Origin of the sequence: Amycolatopsis sp. (assembly GCF_035276945.1) — a bacterium.
Classification (GTDB): Bacteria; Actinomycetota; Actinomycetes; order Mycobacteriales; family Pseudonocardiaceae; genus Amycolatopsis_E.
Genome location: NZ_DATELF010000152.1, coordinates 149,839 through 175,049 on the forward strand (window position 1 = coordinate 149,839; position 25,211 = coordinate 175,049).

At 69.0% G+C, this 25,211-nt stretch carries 17 protein-coding genes and 1 pseudogene; 11 read left to right on the forward strand and 7 right to left on the reverse strand.

The genetic code is table 11. The features are described 5' to 3' along the window. Positions 1–27 precede the first annotated feature (27 nt). On the forward strand, positions 28–903 hold the full coding sequence (locus tag VJT49_RS27150; protein WP_324167753.1) for a LysR family transcriptional regulator: 876 nt from the start codon (positions 28–30) through the stop codon (positions 901–903). Between the two features lie 84 nt (positions 904–987). Here VJT49_RS27150 and VJT49_RS27155 read toward each other — a convergent pair. Continuing rightward, a pseudogene (locus VJT49_RS27155) lies at positions 988–1,718 on the reverse strand (PIG-L family deacetylase). 142 nt (positions 1,719–1,860) lie between these two features. Between VJT49_RS27155 and VJT49_RS27160 the strand changes: the two are divergent. The 4 genes from VJT49_RS27160 (at position 1,861) to VJT49_RS27175 (ending at position 6,199) form a co-directional block, all read left to right on the forward strand. After that, positions 1,861–2,940: a polyprenyl synthetase family protein gene (locus tag VJT49_RS27160; RefSeq protein ID WP_324167754.1), complete on the forward strand. Its 1,080-nt coding sequence runs from the start codon at positions 1,861–1,863 to the stop codon at positions 2,938–2,940. Positions 2,941–3,117: 177 nt separating this feature from the next. Beyond that, entirely contained in the window at positions 3,118–4,521 is a 1,404-nt protein-coding gene (crtI, locus tag VJT49_RS27165; protein WP_324167755.1) for a phytoene desaturase family protein, read from the forward strand. After that, the gene (locus tag VJT49_RS27170; RefSeq protein WP_324167756.1) at positions 4,518–5,405 is read left to right on the forward strand and encodes a phytoene/squalene synthase family protein; all 888 of its coding nucleotides are present in this window, start codon (positions 4,518–4,520) and stop codon (positions 5,403–5,405) included. Before crtI ends, VJT49_RS27170 begins: the two co-directional genes overlap by 4 nt. Then, positions 5,402–6,199 (forward strand): LLM class F420-dependent oxidoreductase, encoded by a 798-nt coding sequence (locus tag VJT49_RS27175; RefSeq protein ID WP_324167757.1) that lies wholly within the window; start codon positions 5,402–5,404, stop codon positions 6,197–6,199. The genes VJT49_RS27170 and VJT49_RS27175 overlap by 4 nt, the downstream gene beginning before the upstream one ends. Positions 6,200–6,287: 88 nt before the next feature. Here the strand turns inward: VJT49_RS27175 and VJT49_RS27180 are convergent, their stop codons facing one another. Beyond that, a complete protein-coding gene (locus VJT49_RS27180; protein WP_324167758.1) occupies positions 6,288–6,656 on the reverse strand; it encodes an Rv2175c family DNA-binding protein in 369 nt (122 codons plus the stop codon). Between the two features lie 135 nt (positions 6,657–6,791). On the opposite strand from VJT49_RS27180, the gene pknB reads away from it, so the two are divergent. The 3 genes from pknB to VJT49_RS27195 all read left to right on the forward strand — a co-directional run bounded on the left by pknB (position 6,792) and on the right by VJT49_RS27195 (position 10,897). Beyond that, positions 6,792–8,819, forward strand: coding sequence for a Stk1 family PASTA domain-containing Ser/Thr kinase (gene pknB / locus VJT49_RS27185; protein ID WP_324167759.1), 2,028 nt, complete (start codon positions 6,792–6,794; stop codon positions 8,817–8,819). A gap of 168 nt (positions 8,820–8,987) precedes the next feature. Beyond that, positions 8,988–10,313, forward strand: coding sequence for a wax ester/triacylglycerol synthase family O-acyltransferase (locus VJT49_RS27190; protein WP_324167760.1), 1,326 nt, complete (start codon positions 8,988–8,990; stop codon positions 10,311–10,313). A 26-nt stretch (positions 10,314–10,339) separates the two neighbouring features. Beyond that, positions 10,340–10,897, forward strand: coding sequence for a 2'-5' RNA ligase family protein (locus tag VJT49_RS27195; protein WP_324167761.1), 558 nt, complete (start codon positions 10,340–10,342; stop codon positions 10,895–10,897). 141 nt (positions 10,898–11,038) lie between these two features. Here the strand turns inward: VJT49_RS27195 and VJT49_RS27200 are convergent, their stop codons facing one another. The 5 genes from VJT49_RS27200 to gltB all read right to left on the reverse strand — a co-directional run bounded on the left by VJT49_RS27200 (position 11,039) and on the right by gltB (position 22,119). Further along, a complete protein-coding gene (locus VJT49_RS27200; RefSeq protein WP_324167762.1) occupies positions 11,039–12,430 on the reverse strand; it encodes a class II 3-deoxy-7-phosphoheptulonate synthase in 1,392 nt (463 codons plus the stop codon). Between the two features lie 58 nt (positions 12,431–12,488). Beyond that, entirely contained in the window at positions 12,489–13,424 is a 936-nt protein-coding gene (locus VJT49_RS27205; protein ID WP_324167763.1) for a peptidase, read from the reverse strand. A gap of 721 nt (positions 13,425–14,145) precedes the next feature. After that, positions 14,146–15,072 carry a DUF222 domain-containing protein gene (locus VJT49_RS27210; protein WP_324167764.1) on the reverse strand — a complete coding sequence of 309 codons (927 nt, stop codon included), beginning with the start codon at positions 15,070–15,072 and terminating at the stop codon, positions 14,146–14,148. Between the two features lie 821 nt (positions 15,073–15,893). Beyond that, positions 15,894–17,399: a glutamate synthase subunit beta gene (locus tag VJT49_RS27215; protein WP_324167765.1), complete on the reverse strand. Its 1,506-nt coding sequence runs from the start codon at positions 17,397–17,399 to the stop codon at positions 15,894–15,896. A 112-nt stretch (positions 17,400–17,511) separates the two neighbouring features. Next, the gene (gltB, locus tag VJT49_RS27220) at positions 17,512–22,119 is read right to left on the reverse strand and encodes a glutamate synthase large subunit (RefSeq protein ID WP_324167766.1); all 4,608 of its coding nucleotides are present in this window, start codon (positions 22,117–22,119) and stop codon (positions 17,512–17,514) included. A 342-nt stretch (positions 22,120–22,461) separates the two neighbouring features. Between gltB and VJT49_RS27225 the strand changes: the two genes are divergently transcribed. Genes VJT49_RS27225 through VJT49_RS27235 form a run of 3 tightly spaced genes read left to right on the forward strand, consistent with a single transcriptional unit; the run spans position 22,462 to position 25,207 of the window. Next, the gene (locus tag VJT49_RS27225) at positions 22,462–23,385 is read left to right on the forward strand and encodes a helical backbone metal receptor (RefSeq protein ID WP_324167790.1); all 924 of its coding nucleotides are present in this window, start codon (positions 22,462–22,464) and stop codon (positions 23,383–23,385) included. 29 nt (positions 23,386–23,414) lie between these two features. Continuing rightward, positions 23,415–24,428, forward strand: a complete 1,014-nt coding sequence (locus VJT49_RS27230) for an iron ABC transporter permease (protein WP_324167791.1) — start codon at positions 23,415–23,417, stop codon at positions 24,426–24,428. Then, positions 24,425–25,207: an ABC transporter ATP-binding protein gene (locus tag VJT49_RS27235; protein WP_324167767.1), complete on the forward strand. Its 783-nt coding sequence runs from the start codon at positions 24,425–24,427 to the stop codon at positions 25,205–25,207. The genes VJT49_RS27230 and VJT49_RS27235 overlap by 4 nt, the downstream gene beginning before the upstream one ends. The last annotated feature ends 4 nt before the right edge of the window (positions 25,208–25,211 follow it).

The window sequence follows — 25,211 nt, forward strand, 5'->3', positions numbered from 1 at the left end:
TATCGCGTCTCGTGATAACTTCGGCCGGTGCTCGATCCGGTATGGCTCAAGACCTTCCTGATGGTCGCCGAGACCCGCAGCTTCACCCGGGCCGCGGACCGGCTCGGCCTGCGTCAGTCCACCGTCAGCCAGCACATTCGTAAGCTCGAGCAGGCGATCACGCAGCAGCTGTTCGTGCGGGACACGCATTCGGTCGACCTGACTTCGGACGGTGAGGCGATGGTCGGTTTCGCCGGAAACGTGATCGAAACGATGGACCGCGCCATGAGCTATTTCACGGGCACCGAACTGCGGGGCCACGTCCGGTTCGGAGCTTCCGAGGACTTCGTGGCCGGCCCGCTGCCGGAAATCCTGCGCGGGTTCCGGCGCACGCATCCTCGGGTGGACCTGGAACTGACCGTGGCCCTGTCCGGTTTGCTGCACGAGAAGCTGCGGGCCGGTGGGCTCGACCTGGTGCTGGCCAAGCGGGGCGCCGGAGAGGGCACGGGGAGTCCGCTGTGGACGGACGGGCTGGTCTGGGTGGGGCGCGAAGGGATCGAACTGGACCCGGATGCGCCGGTGCCGCTGATCGTCTACCCGCCACCCAGCATCACCCGGGCTCGCGCGCTGGAAGCCTTGCGGCGCAGCGGAAAGCACTGGCGGATGGGCTGCACCAGCGGCAGCCTGAACGGGTTGCGCGCCGCCGCGCTGGCCGGGCTGGGGGTCGCCGTGTTCGCCCGCGGCCTCATCCCCGACGGGCTGGTCGAACTGCCGCCCGGCCACGGTTTGCCGGACCCGGGCGAGGTCGAGTTCATCCTCACCGGACGACGTTCGGCGATGCGGGGGCCGGCGGCGGCGCTGTCCGACGCGATCCGCGCCGAAGCCGGCCGGCTGAGCGTTCCCGCGGGAGCGCGGCGGGCATGAGTGCTGTGCCGACGAGCGTTGTTCCGGCCTCGAACGGTGGCCTCACGGTCACCGGCGCTTCGTCAAAAGGCCGTCACAGCCACGTCACAGCCCCGAGGGCAGGTCGGTTTCGGTGATGCCGGGGCCTTGCCCGGCGCGGATGAACCACTCGGTGCCGAATCGTCCGGGATGGCGAGGAAGAAGGACTGTTCGCTGATCTGATTCGCGTGGGCCCGCATCGCCCGCCGCTTGACGTCCAGGTACGCGGTGACGTCCACGGCCGTGGTGATCTCCGACGCGGCCTTACCCAGCCGCTCACGTCGGGAACCTCCCCGCCGTGAGCCCGGCGAACCGGGCCATGCCCCGGCGCATGTGGTCGCAATTCATCGTGCTCCGGTAGACACGGGCTGTGCCGGCCAGTTCGGCCGCGCGCATGCCTACACGGTGCACCTGGATGTGGTCGGGATGCCCGTAGCCGCCGTTGTCGTCGTAGACGGTCAGCACGTCCGCGTTCTCCTCCCGGAGAACGGCGGCGAGGCGTTCGGCGGCTTCCTCGACCGACGCGGTCCAGAAGGAACCGGGCGCGTCGCTGGTCTCGGTGCCCATCATCCCCGAGTCCTGGCAGCCGAGGAACTCCACTCGCTTGGCACCCAGGATGTCCGTCGCCGCATGGGTTTCCGCCACCCGGCGCCGCCACAGCGGTTCGTCCTCGGCCAGGAAGCGGTACCTCGCCGTGCTCACCGCGGGTCGCGACGACGAGCACCACACGGTGACCTTTCTCGACCTTTCTCGACCTTTCTCGACCTTCCTCGACCTTCCTCGAAGGCCTTGCGCATCACTCCGCCGCAACCGATGCACTCGTCGTCGGGATGGGCATGGAAGTCACCAAGGTCGCCACGGCTGTGACAGCACGGGGACCAGCACAGCGAGGACACCCCCGCACTCCGCCGTCCTGGCGGGAAGCCGGACCATATCCCTATGAACGAGCCGGCAACACACGCCGACGCCGACCTGCCCACGTACCTGGAGCGGGAACTGGCTTGGTTCCTGGCCGAAGCCGCCGACGAGATCCGCCGGCGCGAACCTGGTTTCGTCACCGGTGTCGACGCACTCACGGAGTTCGTGCTGGGCGGAGGGAAACGGCTGCGGCCGACCTTCGCGTGGTGGGCATGGCGTGGCGCCGACGGGGATCCCGAACATGCCGAGGGAGTCCTGCGTGCGGTGGCCAGCCTCGAACTCGTCCAGGCCTGCGCGCTGATCCACGACGACCTGATCGACTCCTCCGACTCGCGGCGCGGCAGGCCGACGGTGCACATCGCCTTCGCGAAGCGGCACGCGGGCGAGAACTGGCTTGGCTCCGCGGAAACGTTCGGACGGGCCGCGGCCGTGCTGATCGGTGACCTGGCGCTGGCCTGGGCCGACGACATGTTCGACACCGCCGCGCTCCCGCCCGCGACGCTGACCGCGGCCCGTCCGGCTTGGCGGGCGATGCGCACCGAAGTCCTTGCCGGGCAGTACCTGGACGTGTGCACGCAGGCGACCGGGGATGCCTCGCCGGAGGCCGCGCTGCGCGTGAGCAGCCTCAAGACGGCCGCCTACACCGTCCAGCGCCCCATGCACCTGGGCGCGGCGCTGGCCGGGGCCGGGCAGGACCGGATCGATCCGCTGCTGGAGTTCGGCGCCGACGTAGGCGTCGCGTTCCAGCTCCGCGACGACCTGCTCGGCGTGTTCGGCGACCCGTCGGTGACCGGCAAGCCGGCCGGGGACGATCTCCGCGAGGGCAAGCGGACCCTGCTCGTCGCCCTGGGCCTGCGGCAGGCCGGCCCGCGGGAGGCCGAGGTCATCGCCAACGCGATCGGCAACACGGCGCTGTCCCAAGCCGACGTCGACCGCGTGCGCGAAGTGCTGATCGAGGTCGGCGCGGTGGCCGCCGTGGAACGACGCATCGAGGAGCTGACCGCGACTTCGCTCGCGGCGCTGAAGCGGGCCCAGCTGACCGAACCCGCGGCGGGCAGACTCACTGATCTCGTCGCCAGGGCCACCCAGAGGACCTACTGACATGACGCGAAGCCTCGTCGAGTCGCGGCTCCCAAGCCAACCACAGAGCGCGCCCCGGGCCGTCAGGCCCTCGATCGAGGCGGCAGGGCGCCTCGATACACGACGCAACCGACACTCCCGGGCAACGCCCTGGCGACACGATCGCGGTCGCGCGCAAACTCGCGAAAGGCGCTGACCATGCGTGTCACCGTGATCGGAGCCGGCCTGGCGGGTCTGTCCGCGACGCTGCACCTGCTGGGCGCCGGCCACCAGGTGGTCCTGCTCGAACTCGCGGAAGGACCGGGCGGCCGGGTCGGTCACCGGGACGGGTTCGACACCGGAGCAACCGTGCTCACCATGCCCGAACTGCTGGACGAGGCGCTGGCCGCGGTCGGCGCACCGAATCCACTGCGGTTGACCAAGCTCGATCCCGCCTACCGCGCGCATTTCGCCGATGGCAGCACGATCGACGTGCACGCCGACGACGAGGCGATGGAGTCCGCGATCCGGGCGTTCGCCGGGCCTGAGGACGCCGCCGGCTACCGGAGGCTGCGAGCCTGGCTGACCGAGTTGTACGCCGTGGAAAAGGACCGGTTCATCGGCGCGAACTTCGATTCGCCGCTGGACCTGCTCCGTCCCGAACTCGCCCGGCTCGCCGTGCTCGGCGGCTTCGGCAGGCTGGGTCCGCGGATCGCGCGGTTCATCAAGGACGAACGGGTGCGCAGGCTGTTCTCCTTCCAGGCGTTGTATGCCGGTCTCGATCCGCGGTTCGCCCTGGGCGCGTACGGGGTGATCCCCTACATGGACACGGTCGCGGGCGTGTACTACCCCGAGGGTGGCATGGGCCGGATCGCCCAGGCGCTGGCCGATGCCGCCGAGCGCGTGGGAGCCGAACTGCGGTTCAAGACCGAAGCCGCCTGGCTGGAACGTGTGTCTTCACGGATACGAGCTGTGCGGACGCGTACGGGGGAACGGATTTCCTGCGACGCCGTCGTCCTGGCGACCGAGCTGACCACGGCGTACCGGCTGCTGGGCATCCGGCCGCGGCGGCTCCTCCCGCTGCGCTTCTCACCGTCCGCCGTTGTCCTGCATGGGGAAACGAAACGCGACTGGCCCGGCCTCGCCCACCACACGATCTTCTTCGGGCAGGCTTGGCAGCGCACCTTCACCGAGATCATCCGTCGGGGATCGCTGATGTCCGATCCCTCGCTGCTGGTCACGAAGCCGCCAGGCGGGCGGGCGATCTCGGTGCTGGCGCCCGTGCCGAACCTGCGAACCGGGCGGATCGACTGGCCGCGCGTCGGTCCCGCCTACCGCGCGGAACTCGTCGGCGCGCTCGCCGAGCGCGGACTCGCCGGGTTCGACCAGGACTTCGAGCCTGCCGAGCTGATCACGCCGGTGGACTGGGCCGAGCGCGGATTGGCCGCGGGAACGCCGTTTTCCCTGGCGCACACCTTCGGCCAGACCGGCCCGTTCCGGCCGCGCAACGTGGTGCGGGGCATCGAGAACGTCGCGCTCGCCGGATGCGGTACGACCCCCGGCGTCGGCATCCCGCCCGTGCTCATCTCCGGACGGCTCGCGGCCGCCAGGATCTGCCGATGACCGCGCCGCTGGCCGCCGCGTATCGCGAATGCCGCCGGATCAACGCCCGGCACGGCAAGACATTCTTCCTCGCCACCCGGCTCCTCCCCGCGCACGCCCGGCCCGCCACGCACGCGCTTTACGGATTCGCCCGCACCGCCGACGATCTCGTCGACGACCCGGCCGAAGGCAGCGACCCGTCGACCGCGCTCGACGACGTGGAACGCCGTCTGGACAAGCTGTTCGCCGGTGATCCCCAGCACGAGCCGGTGTTCGCCGCGCTGGCCGACACCGTGCACCGGTACCGGCCCGAACGTTCGCTGTTCGACGCGTTCCTGCGCTCGATGCGGATGGACCTGACGGTCACCGAGTACGCGACGTTCGACGATCTCGCCGAGTACACCTATGGTTCCGCCGCCGTGATCGGCCTGCAGATGCTGCCGGTGCTCGGTACCGTGGTTCCGCGCGAGGAAGCCGCGCCGGCCGCCGCCGCGCTCGGGGAAGCCTTCCAGCTCACCAACTTCCTCCGCGACGTCGGCGAGGATCTCGACCGTGGGCGGCTGTATCTACCGGTGGCGGAACTCACCGCGTTCGGCGTCGACCGCGAGCTGCTGCTGTGGTGCCGTCGGCGAGGGCGGACCGATCAGCGGGTTCGCCATGCCATCGCCGCGATCGTCGCGCGGGCACGCGCGGTCTACCGGCGTGCTGAGCTTGGGATTCCGTTGCTGCGCAAGGAGTCCCGGCCCTGCGTGCGCACCGCACTGGTGCTGTACCGGGGAATCGTCGACGAAATTGTCGCGCGCGACTACGATGTGCTGACCGCACGGACCGTGGTGTCGAAGCGCCGCGGAATAACGGTGGTGGCTGCGCACCTTCTGCGGACGGGGCTAGGCTGGCGATCATGACCAAGAGGCCTATCCGTATCGGAGTCCAACTCCAGCCCCAGCACGCGGACTACAAGTCGATCCGCGCCACGGCCGCCGCGGCCGAAGAAGCCGGCGTGGACATCGTCTTCAACTGGGACCACTTCTACCCGCTCTACGGCGACCCCGACGGCATGCACTTCGAGTGCTGGACCATGCTCGGCGCGTGGGCGGAGTCGACCTCGCGCGTCGAAATCGGCGCGCTGGTGACCTGCAACAGCTACCGCAACCCGGAACTGCTCGCGGACATGGCGCGGACCGTGGACCACATCAGCGACGGCAGGTTGATCCTCGGCATCGGATCGGGCTGGTTCGAGAAGGACTACAACGAGTACGGGTACGAATTCGGCACCGCGGGCGGCAGGCTCAACGACCTCGCCGAGGCGCTGCCGCGGATCGAGTCGCGGCTGGGCAAGCTGAATCCCGCGCCAACGCGCAAGATCCCGGTGCTCATCGGCGGTGGCGGTGAGAAGAAGACGCTGCGGCTGGTGGCCAAGCACGCCGACATCTGGCACGGTTTCGGTGACGCGGAGACCATCGAGCGCAAGGTGGGCATCCTGAAGCAGCACTGCGCCGACGTCGGCCGCGACCCCGCGGAGATCGAGATTTCCTGTGGTGTGGGCGGCAGTCCGAGTCCCTCGGCCCCACCGGCGGAACTCGGCCCGAAGCTGCTGGCGCACGGTGTCACGCTGTTCACCGTCGGTATAGGTGGACCGAACTACGACCTCGGCGTGCTCCGCGAGTGGATCGACTGGCGCGACGCCCAGAACTCCTGACGCACACCGGCCGCCTTGCGGGCTTCCCGCAAGGCGGCTCCGTGCACGGCCGGTCAGAAAGCCGGCTAGAAGGCCAGCTAAAGGCCAGCTAGAAGGCCATTGCCTGTGCGCGGCGCTTGACTTCGGTGCCGTGGTTGGTGCGCAGGGCGTTGATCGGGGTCGTGCCGGGCAGCGACTCGTCCTCCGAGTACAACCACCGCAACATCTCCGTGCGGCTGAAACCGGCGTCGGCCAGCACCGTCAGGAGGCCCGCGAGGCCCTTGACCAAGGCACCGCCGAGGAGGAAGTCGGCCGGCACGAGCAATTCGCCGTCGCGGCGGACGGCGAGCAGGTGCCCGTCCCGCAGCAACTGCCGCACTTTGTTCAGCGACAACCCGAGTTCCATGCTCACCTTGTCCAGGCCCAGCACGGCGACGTCGGGACCGAGCACGTCATCAGCGACTGGAATCGCACTCACGCCTGACACTGTGCCATATCCGGCGTCACCGACGGCAATATCGTGCCGTCGGCTTAACAGAACTTGTATCCAGACGGGGCTTTCAGGGCGGAGTCGCGCGCACGGGGAGGCCGGTTATCCGTACCATCGGCTATCGTGACAACCACCGAGACCGGTCTCGCCGGCACGCTACTGGAACGGCGGTACCGGGTCGACTCCCTGCTCGCGCGTGGCGGCATGTCCTCGGTTTACCGGGGCGCCGACACCCGGCTGGACCGTCCGGTCGCCATCAAGATCATGGATCCCCGGTTCGCCGACGACCGGTCCTTCGTGCAGCGCTTCGAGCGGGAGGCCCGCTCGGCCGCCAAGCTGCACCACCCCAACATCGTGACCGTGCACGACCAGGGCGTGGACGGCGACCACGTGTTCCTGATCATGGAGCTGGTACAGGGCGGCACCCTGCGCGACCTGCTGGACCAGCGGGGCAGGCTGGACGTGCCGCTCGCGCTGACGATCACCGGGCAGATGCTCGAGGCGCTGTCCGCCGCGCACGACGCCGGTCTCGTGCACCGCGACGTCAAGCCGGAAAACGTTCTCCTCGGCAGCGCCGGCACGCCGCCGGCAGGTGTGGTGAAGGTGGCCGACTTCGGCCTGGTGCGGGCGGTGGCTTCCTCCGGCGCGACGAGTTCGAGCGTCATCCTGGGCACCGTCGCCTACCTCTCCCCCGAGCAGGTGACCTCGGGCATGGCAGGCGAGCGCGGCGACGTGTACTCCGCCGGGATCGTGCTGTACGAGATGCTGACCGGCCAGGCCCCCTACACCGGGGACACCGCGATCTCGGTGGCCTACCGGCACGTGAACGACGACGTGCCCGCGCCCAGCGCGCTCGTCCCGGACCTTCCGCCCGCGCTGGACGACCTGGTGCTGCGCGTGACCCGGCGCGACCCCGAGGCGCGGCCCGCCGACGCGGGCGCCTTCCTACGGCAGTTGCGCCAGGTCCGGGCCTCCCTGGGGATCCCGGAGGTGGCCATCCCGGTGCTGCCGGCCAAGGCGCAACGGGGGTCCGGGGCCTTGCCCCCGGGCGGGGTCTGGGGGTCGCACCCCCAGGAGACACAGGTACCGGGTGATGAGCGGACGGTGCCCGCGTTCTCCCCGGTCGGGCCCACCGAGCCGCTGTCCGGCCCGCGCGGCACCCGCGCCCTGCACAGAGCCGCCCCGGCCGCGCAACCGACCACGGTGACCCGGGCGCCGTCCGGCTCCGCATCGGCCCCGCAGGGCCGGAACGCCCGGGCGATCCTGCTCCGGGCCCTGATCGTGCTGGTCGTCGGCGGGCTGATCGGCACCATGGTGTGGTGGTTCGCCGGCGGTGGCAAGCAGATCGCCGAGGCGGTGGATGTCCCGACGGTGGCCGGTATGGACGCCCCCTCGGCGGAGAAGGCCCTGCGCGAAAAGGGCTTCACGGTCAAAGTCACCCAGCAGCCCAGCAACACCGTCGCCGCCGGGACGGCCATCGGCACCGATCCCGCCGGTGGCGGCTCGGCCGCGCCGAACAGCACGATCACCCTCCTGCTGTCCTCGGGCAAGCCGAAGGTCCCCGACGTCGTGGGCGGCACGACCGCGGAGGCCGAGTCCGCGATCATGGCGCAGCAGCTCAAGGCGGTGCACAACGCGAACGCGGACGACTACAGCACATCCGTGCCCAAGGACCACGTGATCAGCGTGAGCCCGCAGGCAGGTACGCCGGTGGCGGTCGGCGCGACGGTCACCTACGCCCTGTCCAAGGGCGTCCCGCCGAACCCGGTGCCCAACGTGGTCGGCAGGACCCGCGACCAGGCGTTCCAGATCCTGCGCCAGCAGGGGTTCGAACCCTTCGACGCCGGGACCGAGTTCAACCGTTCGGTGCCCGCGGGCAGCGTGACCAGGACCGACCCGCCCGCGAACAGCCAACTCGACGGCAGCGAGGGCACGCGGGTGGGGGTTTACACCTCCAACGCGGTCGAGGTGCCCTCGGTGTTCGGCATGAACGTCGAGCAGGCGGTGGACACGCTGACCGCGGCCGGGCTGCAGGCCGACGGCGGTGGCGGCGGGCGGAAACGGGACTTCGGCTTCGTGATCGACACCGACCCCTCGGCGGGCACCCTGGTACAGAAAGGCACGAAAGTAAAGTTGAAGACATTTCCCTAATCGACGGTAACCCGGTCGATTAGTCCTTTGTGGACGGTGCGGCCTCCGTTCGAGTGAACAGTGGTCCTTGTTAGCGCTGACGAAACATCGCGACTACGCTCTTGTCACGTGTGTTTGGTCGAGTAGAGGCCAATATTTCCCTGCACCCCGGACCACAGAAGGGTCACTATGGCTGGCCGCCAACTCAGCGGGCTCGATGTCGCATTCCTCTGCCTTGAAGGCAACACCTCTCCCATGCACATGGGCGCCGTGGCGGTCTTTCAGCCATCCGCCCCGGTGGACCCGGACAAGCTCGCGGCTCTGCTGGCCGAGCGGGCGGACCAGGTGCCCCGCCTGCGGCGCCGCGTCGGCGGAACGCTGTTCCCCCCGGGCGGCGCCACCTGGGTGGAGGACACCCGTTTCGACGCACGAGAGCATATTCACGTACACCGCTTAGGTGAATTCGATTCGGAAGATCCGCTTACCTCCTGTGCCGCCGAATGGATCGAGGAGCCGCTGGACCTGCGCCGCCCGCCCTGGTCGGTGCACGTGGTCACGGGACTGGGCGACGGGAGGTTCGCACTCCTGCTGAAACTGCACCATTCGTTCACCGACGGAGCCGGCGCGTTCGCGGTCGCGGCCGGCCTGCTCGACAAACTGCCCATCACCCAGGCCATCCTTTCGGCCGCCGAACCGGCTCAGGACGAACGCTCCCCGCTGGCGATGCTCAAGGACGGGATCACCTCGGCGGTCAGCGGAGCCGGCACGGGAGCCGGTATCGCATCCGCCGTGCTTCGGGCGGCAAGGCCGTACCCGACCTCACCGCTGTCCGCGCCGAACTCGGCCAGCCGCAAGCTGGGGTTCGTCCGGCTCGACATGGCCGACATCCGCCGCATCCGCGCCGCGCACGGTGGCACCGCCAACGACGTCGTCCTCGCCGTGCTGACCGGCGCGCTCCGCGAATGGATGATCAACCGGGGCCAGCGTGTCGAGGGCCGACGACTGCGCGCGCTCATCCCGGTGAGCACGCGCGCCCGGGACGCCGTCCGCGCGGCCAACCAGCTTTCCGGCTACCTGTGCGACCTCCCGGTGCACCTGGAGGATCCGGTGGTCCGGCTGCACGAGATCCACCGCTCGATGAACCGCAACAAGGCGGCGGGACCGCGGACCGGGGCCGGGGCGGTGCCGATCCTGGCCAAGCAGATCCCGCCACCGGTGCACAGGCTGGCCACCAGGTTCGCCGGACAGGCGGCGGGCCTGCTGTTCGACACGGTGATCACCAACGTGCCACTGCCGAAGCTCGAACTCCGCCTGGACGAAGCCAGGCTCCGCGAGGTCTACCCGCTGGTACCGCTGGCCCCCCGGCACGCGGTAGGCGTCGCCGCGACCGTCTATCAGGACCACGTCCACATCGGACTCCAGATGAACGGTGAGGCAGTCGCTGACGCAGGGTCACTTCGAGATGCCGTACTGAAGGCCACCGCTGCTCTATACGAGCGATCTATCTCAACATAGCGGAGACCGTACGTCATGATTGGTGCATGCCAGTCCCCCGGACAGCGTGGTTTCTGCGTGCCACGAAGAGCGCCCTCATCGTGCCCGTACCGGAGACCGACCACCTGGTGGCCTGGCATCGGCGTGCGCTGAGCAGCCGGGCCACCGCCGTGGTGCCCGCACATGTCACCGTGCTGTACCCGTTCGTGCCACCGAACCTGATCGACGCGGACACCATCGTCGGCATCGAGGCCGCGTTGGCCGGAACAACCTCGTTCGACTGCGTGTTCTCGCAGGTCAAGTGGTTCGGCGACGAGGTGGTGTGGCTGGAACCGAAGCCGGACGAGCATTTCCGCACGCTCACCCAGGCCATGTGTAAACGTTTTCCCGCGCATCTGCCATACGCGGGCGAGCACCCCGACACGGTGCCGCACCTGACGGTGGTAGACAGCCGCACCGGCGACCCGGAGCGCAAACGGGAGGCGGCCGCCGATCTGGCCGCTGTGCTGCCCGTGCACGCGCACATCGACCGGGTCCGGCTGGTCGCGGGAGACGATGATCACGGCCCTTGGCACACCGTCACCGAGTTCACCCTGCCGAGCTAGCTGCTTCGGCTCTGCGGCTGCTGGAACACGACTCCAGCCGGGTATTCCGCACATGAGCCGCTGACCTGCGGTGATACCCAGGAGATCATCTTGGTTCAGCCCGCTGACCAGCCGAAACGTGTCCATGTGCGGAGAACGGGACTAGCCGCGGAGCATCTCCGCGACGAGGAAGGCCAGTTCGAGGGACTGCTGGGTGTTCAGGCGCGGGTCGCACGCGGTCTCGTAGCGGCCGGCGAGGTCGAGATCCGAGATCTCCTGGGCGCCGCCGAGGCACTCGGTCACGTCCTCGCCGGTCAGTTCGACGTGGATGCCGCCCGGGTAGGTGCCCAGCTTGTGGTGCACCTCGAAGAAGCCCTGCACCTCGTCGATGATCCGGTCGAAGTGCCGGGTCTTGTAGCCGGTCGAGGACTCGTGGGTGTTGCCGTGCATCGGATCGCACTGCCAGATCACCTTGTGCCCGGTGGCTTCGACCTTTTCCACGATCGCGGGCAACACCTCGCGGACCTTGCCATTGCCCATCCGCGAGATCAGCGTCAGCCTGCCGGGCTGGTTGTGCGGGTCGAGCCGGTGCACGTACTCGGCCGCCTGGTCCGGCGTGGTGGTCGGGCCGATCTTCACCCCGATCGGGTTGGCCAGCAGCTCGGCGAAGGCGATGTGCGCGCCGTCGAGCTGACGGGTGCGCTCCCCGATCCAGAGGAAGTGCGAGGACAGGTTGTACAGCTTCGGGTTGGCCGCGTCCGCGTTGTCCATCCGCAGCAGCGCACGCTCGTAGTCCAGCAGCAACGCTTCGTGGCTGGCGAAGATCTCCGTCGAGTGAAGCGAGGTGTCGTTGACCCCGCAGGCGCTCATGAACCGGAGTCCGCGGTCGATCTCGGCGGCGAGCGTCTCGTACCGCTCGCCGGCCGGGGACGTGAGCACGAAGTCCTTGTTCCAGTCGTGCACCTGCGCCAGGTCGGCCATGCCCGACGAGGTGAGCGCGCGGAGCAGGTTCATCGCCGCGCCCGCGTTGGCGTAGGCGCGGATCATCCTGCTCGGGTCCGGCACGCGCAGCTCGGGCTTGGCGACCAGGGAGTTGACGATGTCGCCCCGGTAGACCGGCAGGCCCAGCGCGTCGGTCGCGGCCGAACGCGGTTTGGCGTACTGCCCCGCGATCCGGCCTACCTTGACCACCGGCAGGCTTGCGCCATAGGTGAGCACCACGGCCATCTGCAGCAGTGTGCGCAGGTTGGCACGGATGTGCGGCTCGGTGTTGGACTCGAACGTCTCCGCACAGTCACCGCCCTGGAGCAGGAACGCCTCACCCCGTGCGACCATCGCCAGCCGCTCCTGCAGCCGGTCGATCTCGACCGGTACGGTGATCGGCGGCACGCTCTCCAGCACGGCGCGGACCCGCCGGGTCGCCTCCGCGTCCGGCCATTCCGGCTGCTGCGCGGCGGCCCTGGTCAGTGCGTCGTCGAGGCGGCCGCGCAGGTCCGGCGGGAGCGGCGGCAGCGCGGGCAGGGTATCGACGGGGACGTCCACGGTCCAGTTCACGGTGACCAGGATATGGGGTCTGCCGGATTCAGGCCCTCCCGGGACACCGGGATCCCGGTCACCGGGCCGCGGCCGTGTTGTACAGGGTTTGGGCGTCCGAGCCGAAGTACGGGCCGAACATGTAGCCCGGGAGGAAGTTGTAGCCGAAGCTGTTCACCGAGTTCTGCACGCCCATGCCGGTGGTCTCGTCAAAGCTGAGGAACCACGGGCCGCCGCTGGACCCGCCGGTCATGTCGCAGCGCAGGCCGTTGTCGCGGCTGAGGAGGAAGTCGGTGAAGGTGGTGCCCGCACAGTAGATCAGCTTGGTGCCGTCGTACGGGCTCGCGGCTGGGTAGCCGAAGCTGTACATGGCCTGGTTGCGCGGCTGGTTGAAGGCGATGCCCTGACCGCCGACCACGTCGGTGAGGTACCGGCCGTTGAGCGGGCTCACCACGGCCGCGCCGACGTCGTAGTTGATGTCCTCACTGGCTTCCCACTGCGGGGTGGTCAGTGTCGTGGCCGCGACCCACTCGCCGTGGGGCGCGTTGCCGTCGTCGTAGCCGGGCACGAACACCCAGTCGGTGTGCCAGCTGCCCTGGTATTTCACGCAGTGCCCGGCGGTGATGACGACGCTCTTGTTCCCGCTGGTGACCGCGTCACCCGAGCACGACGCCTTGACGCCGTTGAAGAGGAAGAACACCCGGCCCGCGGTCTTGGTGACCTTGCCGCCGCCGGGCCAGGCCGAACCCGAGGTGGTCGCCGAAGCCGACGGCGCCACCAGCGAGGGTAACCCCTTCGCGACCGTCCCGGCCACCCGCTCGACCGTCTTAAGTGGACTGTCCAAAGGTTTCGCGGCCCGCATGTTCTCGGGCGTCCAGAAGTCCGTTACGGCGCTGGCATCCACGCCCGGACGCGCTGCCGGCGCCGCCACCGCGGCGGCGGCCGGAGCCAGGAACACCAGCGCCAGACCGATCGCCGCCAGCAGAACCCCGGCCCGTGTCTTCGCCCTCATCACGACTCCCGTCCGACTGGCCACCCCTGACACTACGCGACGGTAGGTGGCCGGGCGCGCCGAAGACAATCGTCCATTCAGGGAAGGCTAAGGTCCCAACCGGAACAACAGCGACGCGCGCACAGTGACCGAAAGGCCGTAGCGCAAATATCCACATTGGACTCACAACCGTGAACCCGTGAGCACGTCCCTGGGGAGTCACTCGATCGCCGACAGACAGCGTTGACCAACGGCTTGACTGCTTGCCGTCATGGATGTTGGTCGTCGAGACCCCCGCGACAAGCCTCCGTCCAGGACCGCGCGGCACCGGCCGATCAACCCCTGGCTGCCCACTTCGCCACGCACCGCTTGGTGCAACCGTCGCCAACCCCCGGCCTCGGTCCTCCCGGTTAAGGCCAACTGTGCGGACACTGGTCAACACGAACACGGTCACCGTGACGGGACAAGGGCTCTACCAAACACCCACAACCCGTCGAGCCTTACCTGGGTCAGAACGGCGGAGCGCTGACGAAGTCGGGTTTGGGACGCGGTTCGTGCAAAGGCTCTGGGTTGCTCGTGTATGTTCGGCAATCGGTGTCGTGATCGTGAGCGTGCCGGTGTCCGGGTTCATGCTGTGGTCCCACTGCGGCTCGTTTTTCAGGAGATGATCGCGGCGACAACCGCCAAGGGATCGGTCGCTATCCTGCGCAGCACCGCGTTCTTGTAGGCCGTAAAGTTCTCGTCGTTAATGAAACCGTCCTTTCCCCAATCCCGCACGTGGTCCAAATCGCAAGCCTGGGCAGGTCGATGGCACCCCGCATACGACATTCCCGATCTCGGACATGGGTGAATTCGTCGGTCGCGCGGCAGGTGACCGGTAGCGTTTTCGGCCGACGTCGATGGGTTGCCCTGCCAAGGGATCGGTCGCTGTCCTGCACAGCATCGTGTTCTTGTCGTTGGCGATTTTGCGGGCGAGCCAGCCGGGGATCAGGCCGACGCCGGCCATCTCCGCCGCATGGTTGTTCAACCCCAGGTGCGTGAACAGGTCCAGGTACACGAAAACCTCGGCCTTCGGTGGCGCCCGCGCCCCGCATTCCGCGCAAACACAGATCGGCGAAAACATCGGCAGGGATTTCCTCGAGGGTACGGGGGTCGCCTTTACTGCGTAAGCGCCGCGCGATGCGATCGACCCGGGTGTAGATCGACACCGCGACCTCGCTGGGTAGATAAGCCCAGATCGAGAACTGCCTTCATCGCCGTGGGACAACTCGATCCGGCGGTCTTGCCGGCGGGCCTTGCACCGTTGTTCGTAGCCGTCCAAGTCGACCTTGCGCACGGCCGCATTGATGGAGCGCCGTAACGCCACCGGGTCCTTCCCGGCGGACCGCCCCGACATGATCTCGTCAACCTCGCGCGCCTGGTCACCGGTCAGCGCCGCGGTCGGTTCGACAATCTTCGAAGCTCGAAAAGGGTCCGGTTCCCCATGCCGCATAACCTCGAAGGTTTTCGGCAGCCGCATGGTCAACTTTCGAGCGAACGCGATCTGCGCTTCCACTCTTCGGCGGCCCAGGTGAAGTTCGAAAGCCCACTCCAACGGCGCGCCTCGCGCACTGGGCGTGCGGTCGGCGAACTCCGAGATCTCCGCCAACTGCCGTACCAGCAGGCGGCTCATTGCACGCTGAGTGTCTACAATGGACGAAATGAGGGTGTCCACGCGGAGCAAGGCGGAGGGGACGTCGTCGGGCCGGCCAGCGGCCGAAGATTCACTCATAACACCACGATACCGAACAGGCGGACGAAAAGACTTCCACCGGAGAAGTCGGCTTCCTCTTTCACTCAATAGTGTTAAATCGTCCAGGAGATCCGGTACCGCAGCACGGCGGTGTCAAGTGGTCTGGTCCCAGGGACGTCGAACTGGCTTCGCGGCTGCGCGTGGCGTGTCGGTGTGCTCTACAGCCTGCTGCGCACCGATCCGCGCTGACCATGCATCGAAAGCACGCGGTGTTAGCCATGAGACCTACCCGCCGGGCGGCCGTGTCCCCTCATCAGCGGTCCATCGGTCGTTTCAAGATCGGCTACTGGAACCTGGACCAGGCGGCGGCATCGCGGGACAACAGCCACGCTCCGATAGCCACATCGGGGCCGGCGTCGATCTCCGGTCATGACACGCGCCGGCCCCAAGCTTTCGCACCGAAATACCGGCACGCCAGTTCCTCGGCCTGCACATCGGCGACCCAGCCGACGATCGCCGTGAACGAGCGCATCGCCGTACGGCTTTCTGTCGGCCGCCAATCCTCCTTTGCCCGCACCTCAATCGCCTCGTCGGCGCGTTCGGCTGCTCGGCGCGCGCTACACGCGCGGGCTTCCGCGCACGCTCTCGGCCGTAACTCCCGGGTCGTCAGCAGCCGACGACGGCTGGACCGTTCACCGGAGGTGAGCTTCGCCGTCCTGCCGTTGCCCGGCAGGGCGCGAAGCTCACCTCCAGCGGCGAAATCACACCACAGCCAGCGGCAAAGCGGTCGGGTGAACGGGGGCGGGAAGGTCCGACGCCCCCGTGAGGTAACTGTCGACGGCGTGGGCGACCGAGCGGCCTTCCGCGATGGCCCAGACGACCAGGGAGGCGCCGCGGTGGGCGTCGCCGCAGACGAACACGCCGGGGGCGTCGGTCTGCCAGTCCGGGCCGCACGACAGGTTGCCCCGGGGGCTGAGCTTCAGGCCCAGGTCGTCGAGCAGGCGCATGTGTTCCACGCCGTCGAAGCCGATCGCCAGCAGCACCAGGTCGGCGGGGATCTCCTCGGTCTCGTCGCCGAGCTGGACGACCTCGCGGCGCCCCGTCTCCTTGTCCCGCGACACCCGTACTTTCTGCAGTTCGATGGCGCGCACGTGGCCCTCGTCGCCGACGAACCGCTTGACCGCGACGCCGAACGTCCGCTCGCCGAACTCCTCGTGTGCCGGGTAGGTGCGCAGCACGTAGGGCCAGGTCGGCCACGGTGAACGGTCGTCGTCGCGGGTGGTCGGCGGCATCGGGTACTGGTCGAGCTGGGTCACCGACAGCGCGCCCTGCCGGGTCGCGGTGCCGTAGCAGTCGGCGCCGGTGTCGCCGCCGCCGATGACGACCACGTGCTTGCCCGCCGCGTCGATCTCCGGTGGACCGTCGCCCTCGCACTGGCGGTTGGCCTCCACCAGGTGTTCCATCGCCAGGTGGATTCCGGCGAGCTCCCGGCCGGAGGTGGCGGTATCGTCACGAGCGCGCAACGCGCCCACCGCCAGCACCACGGCATCGTAGGACGCACGCAGTTCCTCGACCGTGACGTCGACGCCGACCTCGCAGGAGGTGACGAACTTCGTGCCCTCCTTCTTCAGCTGCGCGAGCCGCTTGTCGAGGTGCTTCTTTTCCATTTTGAACGCGGGGATGCCGTAGCGCAGCAGGCCGCCGAGCCGGTCGTCCCGCTCGAACACGGTGACCTCGTGCCCCGCCCGGGTCAGCTGCTGCGCCGCCGCCAAACCCGCGGGCCCGGACCCGACGACCGCCACCCGCTGCCCGGAGACGACTTCGGCGGCCTGTGGCTCGACCAGGCCCAGTTCCCACGACTTCTCCGCGATGGTGGCCTCGACGCGCTTGATCGCCACCGGCCCGCCGGACAGCGGCGAGATCGACAGGACGCAGCCCGCCTCACACGGCGCCGGGCAGAGCTTCCCGGTGAACTCCGGGAAATTGTTCGTCGCATGGAGACGGTCGCTGGCCGCCGCCCAGTGACCCTGGCGGACCAGGTCGTTCCACTCCGGAATCAGGTTGCCCAGCGGGCAGCCCGAACTGCCCGAGTGGCAGAACGGGATGCCGCAGTCCATGCACCGGGTGGCCTGCGTGCGGACCTGCTTGTCGCGCTCGGCCGGGTCGACGTCGGCGTAGACCTCGCGCCAGTCGTGCACGCGCTCTTCGTGGGTCCGCTTCTTCGGCTCCGCGCGCTCGAACTTCATGAACCCTTTGGGGTCAGCCACGTATGTCCTCCTCGTCGCGGCGTAGGTCAGCTACGCGACGCAACTTCCTCATCACCAGTCTGCGCGCCCACCGCGGGGGCGCGCTCTGTCGCCTTGGTTGCCGCGACGCACCTCAGCCACGCGACGCTACCTCCATGACCGCCTCGTCCACGTCCCGGCCGCTGGCCTTGGCAGCCTTCATCGCCTCGAGCACGCGCGCGTAGTCGCGCGGCATCACCTTGGTGAAGGACGCCGAACGCCGCGGCCAGTCGCCCAGCAGGGAGGCGGCCACACTGGAGCGGGTCAGGTCGTAGTGCCGGGTGACGATCTGCTTGAGCCAGTTGAGGTCCTCGGGCTCCAGCGGGAGCAGTTCGACCATTTCCCGGTTCACGTCGGCGAAGTCGAGGTCGAGGACGTATCCGACACCGCCGGACATGCCCGCGGCGAGGTTGCGGCCGGTCGGCCCGAGCACGACGGCCCGGCCTCCGGTCATGTACTCGAAGGCGTGGTCCCCCACCCCTTCGGCGACCACCACGGCGCCCGAGTTCCGCACACAGAACCGCTCGCCGACCTGGCCGCGCAGGAACATCTCGCCGCCGGTCGCGCCGTAGGCGAGGGTGTTGCCCGCGATCACCTGCCGCTCGGCCGCGAAGGTCGCGTGCGGGTGCGGGCGGACGATGATCCGCCCGCCGGAGAGGCCCTTGCCGACGTAGTCGTTGGCGTCGCCGACCATCTCCAGGGTGACCCCGCGCGGCAGAAACGCGCCCAGCGACTGGCCCGCCGAACCGAGGAGTCTGATGTGGATGGTCTCGTCGGGCAGCCCTTGCCCGCCGTAGCGGCGGGTGATCTCCGACCCGAGCAGGGTGCCGACGGTCCGGTTCACGTTGCGGACCGGCAGTTCCAGCCGGACCGGGTGCGCGTCCTCCAGCGCCGCCTCGGCGAGCTGGATGAGTGTGCGGTCGAGCGCGTGGTCCAGCCCGTGGTCCTGCTCACGGATCTTGCGGCGCGCCCCGCCGTACGGCGTGTCCTGGGTCGAGGCAGCGGCGCCCTGCGCCTCCGTTGCGGGTGGCAGTGGGAGACGGGTGGGCATTTCGAAGATCGGCGCGAGGTCCAGACCCTTGGCCTTCCAGTGCTCGACGGCCTCGTCGACGTCGAGCGCGTCGGCGCGGCCGATCGCCTCGTCCAGGGTGCGGAAGCCCAGCGCGGCAAGCGTTTCCCGGACCTCCTCCGCGACGAACCGGAAGTAGTTCACCACGTGCTCGGCCTGCCCGGTGTAGCGCTTGCGCAGGTCCGGGCTCTGGGTCGCGACACCGACGGGACAGGTGTCCAGATGGCAGACCCGCATCATGATGCACCCGGCCACGATCAGTGGCGCGGTGGCGAAGCCGTATTCCTCGGCACCGAGCAGCGCGGCGATCACCACGTCCCGCCCGGTCTTCATCGCGCCGTCCACCTGGACGGTGATCCGGTCCCGCAAACCGTTGAGCATCAACGTTTGCTGGGTTTCGGCGAGCCCGATCTCCCACGGGGTGCCGGCGTGCTTGAGCGAGTTGAGCGGCGAAGCGCCGGTGCCGCCGTCGTGGCCCGAGATCAGCACCACGTCCGCGTGCGCCTTCGACACGCCCGCCGCCACCGTGCCGACGCCGAGCGTGCTCACCAGTTTGACGTGGATCCGCGCCTTTTCGTTGGCGTTCTTCAGGTCGTGGATCAGCTGGGCCAGGTCCTCGATCGAGTAGATGTCGTGGTGCGGCGGCGGCGAGATCAGCCCGACGCCGGGCGTGGAATGCCGGGTCCGCGCGATCCACGGGTACACCTTGTTCGGCGGGAGCTGGCCACCCTCGCCGGGCTTGGCACCCTGCGCCATCTTGATCTGGATGTCGTCGGCGTTGACCAGGTACTCGCTGGTCACCCCGAACCGGCCGCTGGCGACCTGCTTGATCGCGCTGCGCCGCTCCGGGTCGTAAAGCCGCTCGGCGTCCTCGCCGCCCTCACCGGTGTTGGAGCGCCCGCCGATCCGGTTCATCGCGATGGCCAGCGTCTGGTGCGCCTCCGCGGAGATCGAGCCGTAGGACATCGCGCCGGTGTTGAAGCGCTTCCAGATCGACTCGACAGACTCGACTTCCTCAATCGGCACGGGCTCCCGCTCACGGAACTTGAGCAGCCCGCGCAACAGGCCGCCCTCACGGGCCAGCCGGTGCACCTCGTCCACGTACGCGCGGTAGGCCTCGTCACGGCGGGTCTTGCTGGCGTGCTGCAGGAGGAACACCGTCTCCGGGGTGAACAGGTGCAGCTCGCCCTCACGGCGATAGGCGTACTCGCCGCCGCTTTCGAGCCGGCGGTGCACGCGGTCGGTCGGGTTGTCCGGGTACGCCCTGCGGTGCCGGACCGCGACCTCTTCGGCGAGCACGTCGAGGCCGACGCCGCCGAGCTTCGACACGGTGCCGGTGAAGTACTCGTCGAGCAGTTCCTGGGACAGGCCGAGCCCCTCGAAGACCTGCGCTGCGGTGTACGCGCCGACGGTCGAGATGCCCATTTTGGACATGATCTTCAACACGCCCTTGACCAGCGCCTTGACATAGTTGCGGATCGCCTGGCGCGGCTCGGTCCCGGTGAGCGTGCCCTGCGCGATCATGTCCTCGATGGTCTCGAAGGCGAGGTACGGGTTCACCGCGGCGGCGCCGTAGCCGAGCAGGAGCGCGACGTGGTGGACCTCTCGGGCATCGCCGGTCTCCACCACGAGCGCGACCCGCAGCCGTTCCTTGGTCCGGACCAGGTGGTGGTGCACCGCGGAGACCAGGAGCAGCGAAGGAATCGGCGCCATCCGGTGGTCGGAGTCGCGATCGGACAGCACCAGGGTGCGGGCACCGGCCGCGATCGCCTCGGACGCCTCGCGCCGTACTCGCTCGATCGCCTCCGCCAGCGCCTTGCCCCCACCCTCCACTTCGAACAGTCCGGAAAGCACGGTGCAGGCGAAGCCGGGAAGGTCGCCGTCGTCGTTGATGTGAATGAGCTTGGCGAGCTCGTCGTTGTCGATCACCGGGTACGGCAGCTGGATGTGCCGGCAGGTGGCCGGGCCGGGGCTGAGCAGGTTGCACTCCGGGCCCATGATCCGGCTCATCGACGTGACCAGCTCCTCGCGGATCGCGTCCAGCGGCGGGTTGGTCACCTGCGCGAAGCCCTGCTTGAAGTAGTCGTAGAGCTGCCGCGACCGCTTGGACAGCATCGCGGGCGGGGTGTCCGTGCCCATCGACCCGATCGGCTCCGCACCGTTGCGCGCCATCGGCGCGAGCAGGATCTTCAGCTCCTCTTCGGTGTAGCCGAAGGAAAGTTGACGCCGCAGGACCGCATCGTGGCTCTGCGTAACGTGATCGCGGTCGGGCAGGTCGGCCAGCTGCAGCAGGCCAGCGTGCAACCACTCCGCGTACGGCTGCTGCTCGGCGAGTCCGGTCTTGATCTCGTCGTCGTTGACGATCTTGCCGGTACCGGTGTCCACCAGGAACATCCGCCCGGGCTTGAGCCGTCCCTTGGCCACCACCTCGTCCGGCGGCACGTCGAGCACGCCGGCCTCGCTGGCCAGCACGACCCGGTCATCGGCGGTGCGCCACCAGCGCGCGGGGCGGAGGCCGTTGCGGTCGAGCACCGCGCCGACCAGCGTGCCGTCGGTGAAGGTCACGCACGCCGGGCCGTCCCACGGCTCCATGAGGCTGGCGTGGAACTGGTAGAAGGCGCGGCGCTTCGGGTCCATGGTGTCGTGGTTTTCCCACGCCTCCGGGATCATCATCAGCACCGCGTGCGGCAGGCTGCGCCCGCCCAGATTCAGTAGTTCGAGCACCTCGTCGAAGGACGCCGAGTCCGACGCCTCGGGTGAGCAGATCGGGTACAGCCGGGAAATGTCGCCAGGGATGTCCGCGGACTCCAGCAGCGCCTCACGGGCCCGCATGCGGTTCCGGTTGCCGCGGATGGTGTTGATCTCCCCGTTGTGCGCGACGAACCGGAACGGGTGGGCCAGCGGCCACGAGGGGAAGGTGTTCGTGGAGAACCGGCTGTGCACCAGCGCGATCGCACTGGCGAGGCGCTGGTCGCGCAGGTCGACGAAGAACGCCGCGAGCTGCTCTGGCGTGACCATTCCCTTGTAGACAAGGGTGCGCGCGGACAGCGACGGGAAGTAGGTGCCGCACTCGGCGGTGATGCTGTCGTTCTCGGCCCGCTTGCGCAGGCAGAAGGTCAGGCGGTCCAGGTCGATCCCCGCCGGACATCGTCCCTGCGCGTCCGGCTTCCCGGCGACGAACAGCATGGCGAAGTGCGGCATGACGGAACGGGCGGTGGGCCCGATGTTCGCGCCGTCGACGTCGGTGGGCACCTCCCGCCAGCCGAGCACGTCGAGGCCCTCCTCCTCGGCGAGCCGCTCGATCAGGCCGATCGCCTTGTTCCGCCGCTCGGCGTCGTCCGGGAGAAACGCCAGCCCGGCCGCGTACTGGCCGGCGGCGGGCAGTTCGAAACCCGCTTCGGCACGCAGGAACTCGTCCGGGAGCTGGATCAGGATGCCGGCGCCGTCGCCGGAGGTCGGCTCGGCCCCCGCGGCGCCACGGTGGTCGAGGTTGATCAGGGCCGTCAACCCGTCGGTTATGATCTTGTGCGACCGTCGGCCACGGATGTCGGCCACCATGGCCACACCGCAGGAATCCCGCTCGGTGGCGGGGTCGTACAGACCCCGCTTGCCTGGGTTGGCGGAGAAGATCATGCGAGGACCTCCTTCGTCGTCTTCGTGCTCAGTGTGGGGAAATCCCCGGTTCTCGCTGTGCTCGGGACGACGATGGCCCGCCGATTAGCGCGACCTTAACACCCAGGAAACACGACGGCACCCGTTCGCAGTGTGGATTTTCTCATCTGATCGGTAACGATCTGGCTGCGACGAACGACATCGTTCTTGATGGGCTGAATCCGGCCTGGCGTTCACTCGGCTCGCCCGCACACCCGATTCCGTCAAGCCTACGTGAACAGCCGCCCATGGTGCTAGATCAACCGGTGGTAGCGTTCCTCACGCTGGTCAGCGGCCTGCTGGCCGGGGAGAAGAACGACGTTGGTGGTCCCCTTGCCGAGAAAGCTCCTTGCCCTCGCCCTCGCCGCCGGACTGCTCCTTCTTGGTGGTTGCGCGACGCGCACGCCGGATCAGGACTCGACGGCCAAGCCGGACACGGAGGCGGCCTTCCCGGTCACTGTCGGCTCGGTCACCATCCCGGCGCGGCCCGGGCGGATCGTGTCGCTGTCCCCGTCCGCCACCGAAACACTGTTCGCGCTCGGCGCCGGCCCACAGGTGGCCGCGGTCGACTCGGCGTCCGACTATCCCGCGCAGGCCCCGCACACCCAGCTTTCCGCGCTCTCGCCCGACCCCGAGGCGATCGCCGCCTACCACCCGGATCTGGTCGTGGTGGCGGCCGATCCGAACTCACTGGCCGCCGCGCTGGCCCGGATTTCGGTGCCGACACTGGTCATGCCCGACGCGAAGACCCTCGACGAGGCTTACGCGGAGTTCGTGTCGCTGGGCAAGGCGACCGGGCACCAGGCGGAGGGCGAGAGCCTGGCCCGGCAAACCCGCGACGAGGTCGACAAGATCGTGGCCGGTACCCCGAAACCCGCGCGGCCGCTCGGCTACTACTACGAACTCGACCAGACTTACTACAGCGTGACATCGGCGACCTTCATCGGGCAGATCCTGGGCAGGTTCGGGCTGACCAGCATCGCCGACGGCGTGGCGGGAAGTGGTTACCCCCAGTTGTCGCCGGAGCGCATCCTGCAGGCCGATCCCGCCCTGATCTTCCTGGCGGACAGCAAGTGCTGTGGCCAGAACGGGCAAACGATTTCCGCGCGCCCGGGATGGAGCACCCTCACCGCCGTCAAGCAGGGACACGTTTTCCCACTCGACGACGCTCTCGCGTCCCGCTGGAGCCCTCGCATCGTCGACCTCGTGCGCGCCGTCTCCGGGGCGGTGACATCGGCGGCCCGGTGACGCGTCTGGCCGAACGGCGTCCCGCCGCGATGGCGCGGACCCGGCTCCCGGCGCGCACCCTCGTGATCGCGCTGCTGGTCCTCGTGGCGGTTCTGCTCACCGCGGTCCTGATCGGCGCGAGCGACCTTGGCTGGCAACGGGTCTTGCGCGAGCTTTCCGCTCAGCTGACCGGAGGACGTTCGCCACTGTCCGAACGGGAGGCGGCGATCGTCTGGCAGCTGCGGGTGCCAAGGGTCCTGCTCGCCGGGTTGGTCGGCGCCGCGCTGGCCGTTTCCGGCGCCACTTTCCAAGGTGTGTTCCGCAATCCGCTCGCCGACCCTTATCTGCTGGGTGCGGCCGCCGGGGCGGGCATGGCGGCAACGCTGGTCGTGGTGTTGGCGCCGGCGGCGACCGCGGGGCTGCCGGCGGCCGCGTTCGCCGGTGCGCTGGGCGGAGTCGGGCTGAGCTGGCTGCTCGGCCGGACCTCGGGCGAGGGCGGCACGGCGACGCTGCTCCTCGCCGGGGTAGCGGTCGCGTCCTTCCTGACCGCGACGCAAACCTTCGTCCAGCAGTTGAACACCGAGACCATCCGGCAGGTCTACACGTGGATGCTGGGCGGGCTGAACGTCAGCGGCTGGCGCGAGGTCCTGCTGGCGCTGCCTTATATCGGCGTCGCCGCGGTCGTGCTGTGCCTGTCCGCACGGCTGCTCGACGTGCTCACGCTCGGCGACGCGGAGGCGGCCTCCCTTGGCATCCGGCCGGGACGGGTCCGGCTGATGCTGCTGTCGGCGGCATCACTGGCGACCGCCGCCGCGGTCTCGGTGAGCGGGCTGATCGGTTTCGTCGGCATCGTGGTGCCGCATGTGGTCCGTCTGCTGGCCGGGGCGAGTTATCGGGTGGTGATCCCGCTGTCCCTGGTCGGCGGCGCGGCGTTCCTGGTCGTCGCCGACCAGATCGCGCGCACGATCACGCCGGGTGAACTGCCGCTGGGCGTGGTGACCGCGTTCGCCGGCGCGCCGTTCTTCGTGGCGGTGCTGCGTTCGAGCCGCGGAAGGCGAACGTGACCGCGCTTCGACTGCGCGACGTGCGGGCCGGCTACGCCAGGCAACCCGTGGTACACGAGGTTTCCGCGGAACTGCCCAGCGGTGGCTGGCTGGCCGTGGTCGGGCCGAACGGCGCCGGAAAGTCCACTTTGCTCAAAACCGTGGCGGGACTTCTACCGTTCCGGGGCGAAATCTTGCTTGGCGGGCAGCACGCCGACAGGTTGTCGCGCAAGGAAAGGGCGCGGGTAGTCGGTTACGCGCCACAAAACCCCGTGCTGCCTGACGGGCTCACCGTCACCGACTACGTTCTCCTTGGCCGCACGCCACACCTCGGCCCGCTGGCCCGCGAGAGCGTGGCCGATCTGTCTATTGTGGATGAGGTGATGGCCCGGCTGGAACTGGACCATCTGGCCGGCCGGGCGCTGCGCACGCTTTCCGGTGGGGAACGGCAACTCACCGTACTCGCCAGGGTGCTGGCCCAGCGCGCCCGGCTCCTCCTGCTCGACGAGCCGACGACCGGACTGGACGTGGGGCACGCCCAGGCGCTGCTGGAGTTCGTCGACCGGTTGCGCCGCGAGGACGGCATAACCGTAGTGTCCACATTGCACGATCTGACCTTCGCCGCGCAGTACGCGGAGCAGTTGCTGCTGCTGTCCGGCGGCGAGGTCGTGGCGAGCGGCGGCCCGGCCGAGGTGCTGACGCCCGGAGTCCTGGCCCGGCACTACGGCGCGGAGGCCGACGTGCTGACCGCGCCCGGCGGCGAGTTGATCGTGGCGCCGGTCCGGCCGAAGCGGCCTTGAGTCA

What these genes read in the sequence shown, in the direction of transcription:
- VJT49_RS27160 (WP_324167754.1), top strand. Translation starts at nt 1,861, where the DNA reads ATGAACGAGCCGGCAACACACGCCGACGCCGACCTGCCCACGTACCTG.
- crtI (WP_324167755.1), top strand. Translation starts at nt 3,118, where the DNA reads ATGCGTGTCACCGTGATCGGAGCCGGCCTGGCGGGTCTGTCCGCGACG.
- VJT49_RS27170 (WP_324167756.1), top strand. Translation starts at nt 4,518, where the DNA reads ATGACCGCGCCGCTGGCCGCCGCGTATCGCGAATGCCGCCGGATCAAC.
- VJT49_RS27175 (WP_324167757.1), top strand. Translation starts at nt 5,402, where the DNA reads ATGACCAAGAGGCCTATCCGTATCGGAGTCCAACTCCAGCCCCAGCAC.
- VJT49_RS27190 (WP_324167760.1), top strand. Translation starts at nt 8,988, where the DNA reads ATGGCTGGCCGCCAACTCAGCGGGCTCGATGTCGCATTCCTCTGCCTT.
- VJT49_RS27195 (WP_324167761.1), top strand. Translation starts at nt 10,340, where the DNA reads ATGCCAGTCCCCCGGACAGCGTGGTTTCTGCGTGCCACGAAGAGCGCC.
- VJT49_RS27210 (WP_324167764.1), bottom strand. Translation starts at nt 15,072, where the DNA reads ATGAGCCGCCTGCTGGTACGGCAGTTGGCGGAGATCTCGGAGTTCGCC.
- gltB (WP_324167766.1), bottom strand. Translation starts at nt 22,119, where the DNA reads ATGATCTTCTCCGCCAACCCAGGCAAGCGGGGTCTGTACGACCCCGCC.
- VJT49_RS27230 (WP_324167791.1), top strand. Translation starts at nt 23,415, where the DNA reads ATGGCGCGGACCCGGCTCCCGGCGCGCACCCTCGTGATCGCGCTGCTG.